8 protein-coding genes are annotated in these 12223 nt (G+C 51.3%); 2 read left to right on the top strand and 6 right to left on the bottom strand.

The annotated features are described in order from the left end of the window. Nucleotides 1–131: 131 nt before the first annotated feature. From NYE54_RS09895 to NYE54_RS09870, 6 genes are all read right to left on the bottom strand, one after another. Nucleotides 132–1250 (bottom strand): hypothetical protein, encoded by a 1119-nt coding sequence (locus tag NYE54_RS09895; RefSeq protein ID WP_339271870.1) that lies wholly within the window; start codon nt 1248–1250, stop codon nt 132–134. A gap of 15 nt (nt 1251–1265) precedes the next feature. Beyond that, the gene (locus tag NYE54_RS09890; protein ID WP_339271869.1) at nt 1266–2708 is read right to left on the bottom strand and encodes a family 43 glycosylhydrolase; all 1443 of its coding nucleotides are present in this window, start codon (nt 2706–2708) and stop codon (nt 1266–1268) included. A gap of 16 nt (nt 2709–2724) precedes the next feature. Then, on the bottom strand, nt 2725–3603 hold the full coding sequence (locus tag NYE54_RS09885; RefSeq protein ID WP_071222846.1) for a carbohydrate ABC transporter permease: 879 nt from the start codon (nt 3601–3603) through the stop codon (nt 2725–2727). 20 nt (nt 3604–3623) lie between these two features. After that, nucleotides 3624–4556: a sugar ABC transporter permease gene (locus NYE54_RS09880; RefSeq protein WP_339273442.1), complete on the bottom strand. Its 933-nt coding sequence runs from the start codon at nt 4554–4556 to the stop codon at nt 3624–3626. A gap of 111 nt (nt 4557–4667) precedes the next feature. Next, nucleotides 4668–6203, bottom strand: coding sequence for an extracellular solute-binding protein (locus NYE54_RS09875; RefSeq protein WP_339271868.1), 1536 nt, complete (start codon nt 6201–6203; stop codon nt 4668–4670). 212 nt (nt 6204–6415) lie between these two features. Next, nucleotides 6416–7954: an extracellular solute-binding protein gene (locus NYE54_RS09870; RefSeq protein ID WP_339271867.1), complete on the bottom strand. Its 1539-nt coding sequence runs from the start codon at nt 7952–7954 to the stop codon at nt 6416–6418. A gap of 198 nt (nt 7955–8152) precedes the next feature. Here NYE54_RS09870 and NYE54_RS09865 point away from each other — a divergent pair, with 198 nt between their 5' ends. Further along, entirely contained in the window at nt 8153–10465 is a 2313-nt protein-coding gene (locus tag NYE54_RS09865) for an AraC family transcriptional regulator (protein WP_339271866.1), read from the top strand. Nucleotides 10466–10612: 147 nt separating this feature from the next. Then, nucleotides 10613–12187, top strand: coding sequence for an FAD-dependent oxidoreductase (locus NYE54_RS09860; RefSeq protein ID WP_339271865.1), 1575 nt, complete (start codon nt 10613–10615; stop codon nt 12185–12187). Nucleotides 12188–12223 lie beyond the last annotated feature (36 nt).

Raw genomic sequence — 12223 nt, 5'->3', positions numbered from 1 at the left:
ATTCATTAAATTAAAAACCTTCATAACTTCTTCGCCGAAGGGTCTATGTATTCCTATTATCCATGTCATAAAAATTCAGAGAATCATCTCGGCTGATTGATTCTATACATTTGGAGGTCATGACTCGAAAATCATATCCCCGTATCTGCTCGTAAAAATGAGAACACAGAATCGGAAATATCCAGCTTTCGTTCCTGCAGCCCCCCGAGCTCACGGAGCGAATAGCGGATAAGAATCGCCTGCGTTCCGGCATTCATGTCCCCTTCGACCTCACCCTTGCCCAGTGAAACCGCCTCCGGCATGTCAGGATAATGCTCACCTTGCTTCACTTGGGCCACATTCGGTGCCGGCGGGGAATGATCGATTTCCCTGGAAAATCCGCCGTCCGCCCGCTTGAGCCGCGCCATATTCCGCAAGGTGATTTCCGCGATCTCCAGAACGTCCTCTTCCGGGATGCGCAGCTTCATCGAGGTCAGGAGGCTGATCGGGTTCCGGATATAACACATGTCAACGGCCTTCTCGTTCCGCAGAGCGTGCAGCAGGGAACGGTATATTTCCGGCATCCGAGGCAGGGGAGCCTGAAACCGGTTATAGAATGTCAACAGCTTGAAGGTTCCCGATATTCGCACATAAAGGGTGCCTTCACCCCACAACCCTGTCACGGGGTCTTGTATACTCGCAAAATAAGACAGAGCTTCACATAAGAACGGCTTCCGATCTGCAGGCGTCATCTGATTTAAATAGGGGGCCGAGTTACACAGCCGGTCGCAGCCACGCCAGCTGTTCGCAAGACTGATCGAACGCAGCCACTCTGCATAAGCCTCAGGAGAACGGCAGTATGCCGGAGCCATATTCCGATTGCCCGGCAGCGGATGCAAAGGGGCTGCGCCCAACTTTCGGAGTGCTCCTACGCTGTAACCAAGTGCACGTCCCACCATCACATCGTCTTTTCTCATCCTTGGATCGGCATCATAGAAATACCCCGCCCTAGGGTCTTGCTTCGACTGAAAAAAACGCACGATGCCCGTCTTAATATCATCGGCCAGCCTTTGCTGAAGCCCGCAGCGCTCGATAATGCCCAATGCTTGCGCCGTCGATTCGATGTCCGGCGTGAACGCATCAGAATCCCTTGAACTGCGGGCATAATAAAAGCCGCCGGAAGCAGCGTCATATTGTCCTTCGAGCCATTCGAAGAAACCTTCAAACAGCCCGTCGCCACCCGTCAGAATGTCCTCTAATCTCTTTGTCATGCCCTATCCCTTCTTTCAGCTGCTTATGACGTTATATGAAAAATTCCGAAAAATCACCCTGCCTTTACCGACGGCATCCAGTCCGATGCGGAGGCTCTGAAACCCGCCAAACGTATTGTGATGGAATCCTGAAACATCCGCCACTTTGTCATACCGGAGCCATTCCACCCCATCGAAGCTGTAATAGAATGAAACGATATGCGCATCGTTAACCAACCGCAAAAATGCCCTGCGCTGATCATTCGGCATCGTCCCATAGCCCTTGAATGACCGGAAATGCCGGACCCCGCGCTCGTTGACTCCCAACCCGAGATATGCCGCATCGTTATAATAGAGCAGCAGACGGCCTTCTGCCGGACCTTCCACGATGATCTCGGCCTCTGCTGAATAACGCTTATGGCCTGCCATGTAGAGCAGTGGAGAAGCTTTTGCCTCCTCGGATGCTGCCTCGGCTACCAATTCATGATTCCTCGGATGGAACCGGGCGGAAGGCTCCACGCCTTCGCACTGCCAATGCAAACCCAGCTCAGTTCCAGAAAAGGTATCCCTGAATGTAACACCTTGATTCACAGCATTGATTTCACCTTCATCATGCGGCCGATCGTACTCGCCAATAAGTCCCTCACGACCTTCTGCAGCACGAAACCATCCGTCTGAAGTCCATTCGATCGGTTCGAGCAAGGTCTGCCTGCCCAGCGAATGGAACCCGCCCGCATAAGCATGGTAGACCATCCACCACTGGCCGTTCGGGGAGTCTATCAACGAGGCGTGTCCTTTGGACCACCAGAGCTCATCCCTGGATTCCGTATGAACAATCGGGTTGTACGGAGAGTGCTCCCAAGGTCCCCATGGCGTTCTGGATCTTGACGACACGGCCATATGACTTGTGGGCGGTCCAGCTGTCCCCCCAACTGCCACCGTCAGATAGTAATATCCATCGTGAACGGTAATCTTCGGCCCCTCCAGACTGTAAGCCTCCACGACCCAATCGTCCGGATACCGCCAGCCGTTATACACATGTCTGACTTTGCCTGTAACCGCGAGTCCGTCCGCCGTTAGCTCTACAAAATCACCGCCCGACATATGCAAATAACGCTTTCCGTCCGGTCCTACCGTGTGTCCCGGATCAATTCCTTTGATCCCCAAATGGATCGGTTTGCTCCACGGTCCCGTCGGACTGGATGCCGTTACCACCCAGTTCGTTCGCGCTGCCGGATAATAAATATAATACATGCCGTTATGAGCCACGAATTCCGGCGCCCATACGTCCCCCTCGTATTGGGGCAATGCTGCCCCAACCCGGCTCCAATTTAGCAAATCACGCGAATGCCAGATGACGAGACCTGGCGTCAGCTTGTAGGAGGAATGTGTCATGTAATAATCCTCGCCAAATCGGATGATCGACGGGTCGGCATAATTGCCAGCAATGATCGGTGCACACTGTTTCTTTTCCAACACGATCCCTCGCTCCTCTCTATCCCTTGATTGAACCCAGCAGCGCACCCTTCGCAAAATGCTTCTGCAGGAACGGATATACGCACAGAATCGGCAGTGTGGCAATGACAATGACCGCCATCTTCACCGTCTGCTCCGGCGGCCGGACAAATTCGTCCATGCCGGAGGTGTCTGCCGCCAAACCGCTGGCAAGGATGACGATCTGCCGCAGGATGACCTGCACGGGCCATTTGGCCGCATCATTCAAGTACAAAATCGCCGACATATACGTGTTCCAGTAGGTAACCGCATAAAAGAGCGATATGGTCGCAATAGCAGGCATCGACAGCGGAATCACGATTCGGAACAGGATGCCCCAATCGCCGGCCCCGTCGATCTTCGCGGATTCCTCCAATCCCTCAGGCAGGTTCTGAAAGAAGTTACGCATGATGATGAGATTGAAGGCATTGATCGCCGTCGGGACAATCAGCGCCGCATACGTATCGATCAGCCCCATCTCCTTCACCACGAGAAACGTTGGGATCATTCCGCCACTGAACAGCATCGTGAACAGAACCATGAACATGATGAAATTACGGCCATCCAGATCCCTGCGCGACAGTCCGTATGCCATCAAGCAGGTTAACAGCATGCTGAACAAGGTACCCAAAAAGGTGACGCCCACGGAAACGCCAAGCGAGCGAAACACCGTATTGGTTGAAAACACATATTTGTAAGCATCAAGCGACCATACGGTCGGAAACAGGACAAACTGCTTCTGCGCCAGCTCCGTCACGGTTGTGAAGGATCCGGCGATGACGTGAAGGAAAGGCAGGATGGTAACCAGGCCAATGATCAACAGCAGCGTATAGTTCACGATATCGAAGATTCGGCTCGATATCGTTTTATCTTGTACCATAGCGGTCCACCTTTCTGTAGTTAATAGATGCCTTCTTCTCCCGCTTTTTTGGCCAGCCAATTGGCCAGCATCACCAGAATAAGACCGATCAGCGATTTAAAGAACCCGACCGCCGTACTGAAGCTGAACTGACCTTGCTTAAGACCTGCGGTATAAACATACGTATCGAATATCTCCGCCACATTCCGGTTCATTGAGTTTAAGAGGAGATAGATATGTTCGAACCCAAGTTCCAGCACATCGCCGATTTTCAAAATCAACAAAACGACGATCACGCTTCGAATCGAAGGAAGCGTAATATGCCACATTTGCCGAAAGCGGCTGGCCCCGTCAATCCGGGACGCTTCGTATAAACCGGGATCAATCGCCGCCATGGCAGCCAAATAGATGATCGTCCCCCAGCCTGCCTCCCGCCAGATGATCTGCATAACATACATCGGCCTGAACCATTCGCTGCTCATCAGGAAATTGATTTTTTCGAATCCGGCCATAACCAGCAATTCATTAATGATTCCGCGATCCATCGAGAGCATGACAAACGAAATGGATACGATGATAACCCAGGACATGAAGTGGGGAATATACACCAGCGTCTGGATAAAACGTTTAAACACTTCGCGCCGAACCTCGTTGAGCATTAAGGCAAGAATGATCGGCACGGGAAAATAGAAGGCCAGGTTCAAGAAAAACAGCAGCAGCGTGTTGCCCAAAATCGTGAAGAACATCGGCTCGGTAAACAGCCGCTCAAAATGCTTGAGCCCCACCCAGGGGCTGCCCGTAACGCCTAGATAAGCCTGATAATCCTGGAAGGCTATAATCAATCCCGACATCGGGATATATTTAAAGATCAGGAAGTATAAAAATCCCGGAAGAATCATGAGGTAGATCGCCCGGTTTTTTATGATTCTCCTCATTCGACCGGATTCCGGTATTTTGGGGGCGCCCTTGTTCATCCCGGTCTTCACTGCGGTTTCGCTCATGATCTCAGACTTCCTTTCTATCCCGAAGCCTGCCGGAGACTGCAGCATCGCAGTCCCCGGCCATCCGGGATACTGGCATGTTCGTTATTTGGATGATTCGTAGGATACGTTGAACTCATCGATGATTTGCTGACCGCCGCTCTTAAGCCAGTTATCCACGACCGCCTGGAATCCGGCCTCATCGATATCGCCAAGCATAAATTGATACGTGCCGTCTTTAATCATCTCCTGCAGCTGTACACCTTTTTCGTTAAACGTCTTGGAATCCAATGATGCCGAAGGATCCTCAATGAGATAATCATTGTTCTCCGTGATCATTTCCTCCGATTTCGCTTTGACAGGGAGCATATGCTTCGGTTCATAAAAACCCTCGATCGTTAACGGCCCGCCGACCTGCATCGCTTGATAAGGCTTCACTTCGCGATCGGTCAGCTTGGTGTCTTCCGAAGGAATGACCTTGCCTTCCTCCAGCTTGTGGTGCTGTCCTTCAACCCCCCAGTAGATCAGGTTGCCAAGCTCCGGACTCATCAACTGATCCATAAAGGCCAGCACATCTTTCAGTTCCTCTTCTGATTTGATGGCTGTTTTCGGAAAGAGTATCACCGAGCCATAGCCGGGAACCGACCAGATTCCGAAGCCATTCGGTCCTCCTTCGATTTTATTCTGAACATCGAGTTCCGCATCCGGATTCACTTCAACGACCTTGGGATGCAGGCTGGATACGTCCCCCATCGCTCCGATATATACACCCGACTTGCCAGTAATGAACAGATTTTGTTGGTCCGTTTTGCTGGTAACCGGGAAATCCTGATTGATCAGGCCTTCCTGGTGAAGCTTCTTGAAGAATTTCATCGTCTCCATATATTCAGGGAACATAAATTCGGGAGCCAGCTTGCCGTCCTTCTCGCCCCAGTTATTCGGCGTGCCGAGCCACGAGCTTATCGTTTTGAACGCGCCGTAGATCAGGTCATTTCGATCCGTCAGCGGGATGGTGTCTTCTTTGCCGTTGCCATCAGGATCCTTCTCCTTGAACTGCTTCAACATATTATAGAATTCGTCTACATTGGTCGGGGCGCTGAGCCCAAGCTTATCGGCCCAATCCTTGCGGTAAATGATGCCCTGACGCGACAAAGGCACTTCACGGTATAACGCATAAATTTTACCGTCCACCGCCGTGTTCTTTAACACTTCAGGTTTCAGCTTGCTGAGGTTCGGGTATTGACCCAGCAATGGCCCAATCTCCCAGAATTGCCCGTTGCGGATCGCATCACGCATATTCACAAGCGAGGCGGCATTCTTCAGGTACGTCACCTGCGGCAGCGTTCCAGTTGCAAAGGATGCATTGACCTTTTCATCATAAGTGCCGTCCGGCACCCACTGAATGTCAAGCTTGGTGCCTGTTTTCTCTTCCAGCAGCTTCTCAATCATGTCGGAGGGAACTTCAGGGGTATGGAGGTTGGCCATAATCGAGATGGTTACCGGTTCGCTCTTGTTCTCGCCTTGCGCTGGACTGCCATTTGAGCTGCCGGTTGCTGCTGGGGCGGAGTTGCCGCCACAGCCCGCCAACACGGATAAAGCGGTTACAATTGCCAGGATAGTACTGGCTTTATTCTTCTTCATCTTCTGACCTCCGTTTTAAATTTGAATATGGACTGACAAGAAAAGCTTAGATGACGGAAGTCTGGTACGTATATAATCCTCAGATTGGATATGGGAAGTTCGGTCCCCACCCGGCATTTAATGGAGTGGAATCAAATCTAATGATTATATTGTCCATGAGATTGGCTCGCGCCATGGCACAACAAAAAAATACCGCCGGGGAAATCAATCCCTTAGCGGTATTTCTCATGTAAATAGGGTCCGACCATGCTTCGGTATGAAACATTATATTCCTCGATAATCTGCCTCCCCCCCTCTTCCAGCCAACGATCGATCTCAGCCTCAAATCCCTGCTCATCGATCATCCCTAGCATAAATTGATAGGTGGCATCCCGCATGCGTTCATTCAATCTGACGCCGATCTCATTATACATCGGAGACTCCAGCGGTGCGGTGGGATCATAGATGAGGAAACGCTCATTATCGTAAATCAGCCGCTCGGCCTTATCCTTCGCTTGATTCAGAGTAACCGGCTGCAGCATGCCCGGTATAGTGCTGGAGCCTCCAGCCATTAAAGCCTGATAGGGCTTTACATCCTTTTCCCTTAGCTCAAATGCATCCACCGCCATCGCTTTGCCATCCTGAACGGTATAATGGATCCCTTCGATGCCCCAATACATCAGGTTTGCAAGCTCGGAACTCATCAGTGCGTCATAGAAAGAGAGCACGCTCTTCAATTCCTCTTCCGTAGCAATCGCGGACTTCGGAAACAAGATCACCGTCCCGTAACCCTGCGAAGCCCATATCCCGTACCCTTCCGGCCCGAGAATCCGATTCTGAACGTCCAGCACGGCCTTGGGATCATTCGCCAGCAGCCTTGATTCCAGGGACAGTACGTCCCCCATCGCACCGATATAAACCCCAGCTTTTCCCGTTACGAACAGCTCCTGCTGGTCGGTCTTGCTGGTAATCGGGAAGTCTTCATTTATTAATCCTTCGCTATGAAGCTTCTTGAAGAACTTCATCGTTTCCATATACTTTGGGGAGACGAATTCCGGCTGCAATGAATCGTTATACCATCCCCAATTGTTCGGAGTTCCATAATAGGAGCTAATCGTCTTGAAAGCCCCATAGATCAAATCGTTGCGGTCCGTCAAACCTATGGTATCGTCGATACCGTTGTTGTCCGGATCCTCATATGTAAACCCTTTCAACATTTCATATAATTCATCAAGCGTTTCCGGTGCCGGTAGTCCCAGCCGATCTGCCCAGTCCTTACGGTAGATGATGCCTGAACGGGCTAAGGCACGTTCCTGATACAGGCTGTACAGTTTACCATCGATGGCCGTATTCTTCAGAACCTCGGGCTTCAATCTCTGCAAATTCGGATAGTCCTTAAGATACGGGCCGATTTCCCAGAATAGCCCGCTCCGAATCTCATCCCTGAAATAGGACAAGGATGCGGCATTCTTCAGATACAGCGCTTGCGGCAAAGTTCCTGTTGCAAGCGAAGCAAATACCTTCTCATCATAACTCCCGTCGGGTACCCACTGAATGTTCAGCTGAACGCCTGTTTTATCCTCGATCCATTTCTCGATCCGATCGGAGGGAACTTCGGTGGTGTGCAGGTTGGCCATAATCGAAATGCTGGTTGTGCGATCAGAAGACGTACTTCCGCCATCCGCTCCCGATGATCGGGCCATGCTGATGCATGCAGCCGATACCATAAGAATAGCGAGTGTAAGAATGACATAGTTTGACAGACGGGTCATCAATCCGTTCTACCTCCGTTCCACCATGTTTCTTGCGGATCCTATATGTTTGAAATGATTTTAACATATGTACATCTTTTTTTATGACAAGTCATGATGATCAAATACAGTGATTATTCTTTTCGAAATGATTATTGAATGTAACCCGGGTTGCCCATACAATGATTATACACTTTGTTAAACAGGAAGGTGTATCTATTGCATCCAAAAAGTAGCTATTATTCTAAAATGGTCCTGTTCGGCTGTTTCATCAGCATCATTCCTCTTGTGGCCCTCGGCTTCTTCTCGTTCATGAAATCATCCACCTCCGTTCAAAACCACGTCAACAGCAGCAATATCCAGATTATGAATCAAACGAACAGCAATCTCGAACAGGTGCTGCGGACCGTGGATTATACACTGAATTACGTCATTAATTCCAATATCCTGCAAAGCGCGTTGTATCGTCCCCTGTCCTACTATGACTTCCAATTGTATAACAAGCTGAGAGAAGAGATGAGTCTACTGCAATCTCCCGAGACGAAGGTTACGGACGTCATCCTTGCGAATACGACAACCAACTGGCTGATCAATAACCGGGGCATGTACGAATTTGATGAATACGCTTCCAAGGATGCGCTGCTGACGCTTATGGAGCTTCATGGGAACTCCAATTGGGTGATGCTTGAAACGGAATCCCTCGGGTCCAGCGATACACTCAGTTATGCCTGCCCCTACACGATTGCGCTTGTGAAGAAAATGCCACTCTCTTCCTCCAGCGCCCGGGGTGTCGCGCTCGCCACCATTCCCAGCTGCAGTCTCGCCGCTATGATGGATACCCCTTCCGAATCCCGGGAGGTAATGGTTCTGGACCACAATTACCGGATCGTTGTACATCCCGAGCAAGGAAAGCTCGGGCAATATCTGACCGATACCGGGTATGAGGAGGCGGAGCTGGGCCATTTTGACAATAAATCGGGGCAGTTCGAGACGAGGATCGACAACAAGCCGGTGTCCGTTACGTACGTCCGGTCCGATTTTAACGGCTGGTTGTATGCCTCCTTTACCGAAATGTCCGTCATTACGAAGGAGTCCCGCTCCATCGGCTGGTTTACGCTGTATATTTGCATGCTGATGATCGGTTTCAGCATTCTGCTGGTATGGCTTGGAACGCGGAAAATGTACACGCCCATCCGGCACATTTTTGAAAATATCGTGGAGCGTTTGCCGGAAATCCAAGCCAACAAAAAGAGCGAGCTGCAAATCATCGACGAACATATCCGGGATATGTTCCATTCGAACACCAAGCTCCGCAGCGAGCTTCGGCAGACCAGCCAGCAGGTACGCACCTTTTTCCTCCATAAGCTGTTTCTGGGGAAGAGCAGTCCGCCCGAAGTGATGGAGCAGATCGAGCTGTTCGGCTTCAAGGAGCAAATATCCGCTTGGGAGCATCTGGCGGTATTTACCCTTCAGATCGATATGCTGGACGAAACCCGCTATGAACGCAAGGATCGTGATCTGCTGCTGTTTGCCATCAACAATATCATTGAGGAGATGATCCCCTCCTCCCATCGTCTCCCCTCTGTCATTATCGATCTCACCCAGGTTACGCTCATCGGACGAGGCGGTATCACGCTGGAAGCATTCAACGACTATATCTATACGTTATCGGAAGAGATCCAGAAGACAACGCGCAGTGTTCTCGATCTGGAGGTCAGCATCGGCATCAGTTTGCCTTACGGGAATCTATCCAAAACGTCGCGCGCCTACCAGGAAGGGCTCGAAGCCCTTAAACACCGCATCAAGCTGGGGACCGGTGTCATTATCCCTTATTTCAGCCTGAATTCAGGCAAGCACACCCGGGTCTATTTCTACCCGATGCAGGTAGAGAACGAGCTGATTGATGCCATCAAGTTGGCCGATGAAGATCGGGCCGTGGAGCTTCTGAAGCAGTGGCTGCACGAAGTGTTTCGGAAGGATCGGACCCCGCATGATTATCAAATCTCGCTCATCCGGCTGTTGAATGATCTCATGATCGTGATGCAGGAGAATGGGATCATGCTCGAGCAGCTCGACATCCGGGACAGCTCTCTTGTAGAGGAGCTTCTTCGGCTCTACACCAATCATGATATCGAAAGCTGGTTTAAATCCCGCATCATCCGGCCGATGGTCAGTGTATTCCGGGATCGCCAGGACTCTCAATATCAGAATCTCTCCGAGCAGATGATCGAGATCATCCGTAATGAGTTTGACCGCAATATTACGCTCGAGGAATGTGCTTCGCGCCTCCATTACAACAATTTTTATCTAAGCAGCGTATTCAAAAAAGAGACCAATATGTCCTTCAGCGAATACCTGTCCCAGTACCGCTTCAAAATGTCCAAGAAATGGCTTGTCGAAAGCGATATGCCCATTAAGGATATTGCGGAGAAGCTGAGTTACAACAATTCGCAGAACTTTATCCGGTCCTTCCGTAAGTTGGAGGGGATGACACCCGGGCAATATCGCGGCAAATACAAAACCGGACAATAAATCTTGTAAAACGGCATCAGATTACCAAAAAAGGTCACCTGTTTCCTGTACTTTTCCTAAGGGTAAGCATCTACAATTAGAAATAGTCACTTGTTGTGCTGATCTTGTTGATCATTTATGAAACTATCCCAAAAGGAGAATCTGTCAATGATACGAGAAATGCAGGCCGATATCGTCATTATCGGCGGCGGGACCGGAGGAACAGCCGCCGCACTTGCCGCCGCTAAATCAGGAAAGACGGTCATCATGACCGAAGAGACCACTTGGATCGGGGGACAGCTAACCAGCCAGGCGGTTCCGCCCGACGAGCATCCGTGGATTGAATCCTTTGGCTGCACGCGCAGCTACCGGCAGTTCCGCGAAGGTGTCCGCCAGTACTACCGCGATTTTTTTCCCATGACTCCCAAGGCCAGATCCAATGTGCAATTGAACCCCGGCAGCGGCATCGTCAGCCGGCTGTGCCATGAGCCGCGCACGGCTCTCGCCGTGCTGCATCAAATGCTGGCCCCGTACATTCACAGCGGACGGCTTACGATCCTGTATCAGTATGCGGCAGAGTCTGCCGACGTTTCAGAGGATCGCGTGAACAGCGTAACCGTTCGTCATCTTGAAACGCAGGATCAAATCGCGCTCCGCGCCCCGTTCTTCGTGGATGCCACCGAGCTCGGGGATTTGCTTCCGCTGGCGGGTATCGAGTATGTTACCGGCGCCGAGTCCAAGTCCCAGACAGGGGAACCGCATGCCGTTGACGGCGATCCGCTGCCGCAGGACATGCAGGGCTTCACGTATTGTTTTGCCGTGGATTATCTGGAGGGTGAGGACCACACCATCGAAAAGCCTGCCCTTTACGATTTTTGGCGAGAGTATAAACCCGAATTCTGGCCGGATAAGCTGTTAAGCCTGACCGCCGTCAAGCCGTCCACCAATGAGCCGATCGAGTATGGGATTTTCCCGGGACACGGCAAGTTCCCGCTTTATCAATACCGTCAAATCCTGGATCCGAAGCATTTTGCAGAGGGTACGTTCGACAGCTCGGTGTCGCTTGTGAACTGGCCGCAGAACGACTACTGGCTCGGCTCCATTATCGATGTTCCGAAGGAAGAGGCTGACCATCATATCTATCAAGCCAAGCAGCTTAGCTTGTCCCTGCTGTATTGGCTGCAGACCGAGGTGCCGCGGCCGGACGGCGGGAAGGGTTATCCCGGGCTGCGCCTGCGTCCCGATGTGGTCGGAACGGAAGACGGGATGGCCATGTATCCTTACATCCGTGAGTCGAGAAGAATTCAGGCCGAGTTTACGGTGCTGGAGCAGCATGTGGCAACCGAATCGCGGCCGGACGGAGCTTCGGAAACGTTCCCTGATTCCGTCGGCATCGGCTGTTACCGGATCGATCTGCATCCGAGCACGGGCGAGCGCCCCTACATTGATATCTCGTCCCTGCCGTTCCAAATCCCGCTGGGCAGCTTAATTCCGAAACGGATGAAGAATGTGCTGGCCGCCAGCAAAAACATCGGGGTCACCCACATTACGAACGGCTGCTACCGGCTGCATCCCGTAGAATGGAACATTGGCGAGGCCGCCGGATATTGTGTCAGCTATTGCCTAGACCATGATATTCTGCCGACGGATGTGCGGAGCGATGAAGAAAGACTGGCCAGCTTCCAGCAAAAGCTCGTCAGCGAAGGAATCGAGCTGGCATGGCCGGCACTGCGTCCTGTCTGATCATCAACTACAATGGAAATGCTAAAAAACCAGCTC

The organism is Paenibacillus sp. FSL K6-1330 (assembly GCF_037976825.1).
Taxonomy (GTDB): Bacteria; Bacillota; Bacilli; order Paenibacillales; family Paenibacillaceae; genus Paenibacillus_AQ.
Note: the sequence above shows the minus strand (reverse complement) of the source record. Positions and strands in the feature narration are given on the sequence as shown.

Coding starts and splice junctions, on each gene's coding strand:
- NYE54_RS09895 (WP_339271870.1), bottom strand. CDS start 1,250: ATGACAAAGAGATTAGAGGACATTCTGACGGGTGGCGACGGGCTGTTT.
- NYE54_RS09885 (WP_071222846.1), bottom strand. CDS start 3,603: ATGGTACAAGATAAAACGATATCGAGCCGAATCTTCGATATCGTGAAC.
- NYE54_RS09880 (WP_339273442.1), bottom strand. CDS start 4,556: ATGAACAAGGGCGCCCCCAAAATACCGGAATCCGGTCGAATGAGGAGA.
- NYE54_RS09875 (WP_339271868.1), bottom strand. CDS start 6,203: ATGAAGAAGAATAAAGCCAGTACTATCCTGGCAATTGTAACCGCTTTA.
- NYE54_RS09870 (WP_339271867.1), bottom strand. CDS start 7,954: ATGACCCGTCTGTCAAACTATGTCATTCTTACACTCGCTATTCTTATG.
- NYE54_RS09860 (WP_339271865.1), top strand. CDS start 10,613: ATGATACGAGAAATGCAGGCCGATATCGTCATTATCGGCGGCGGGACC.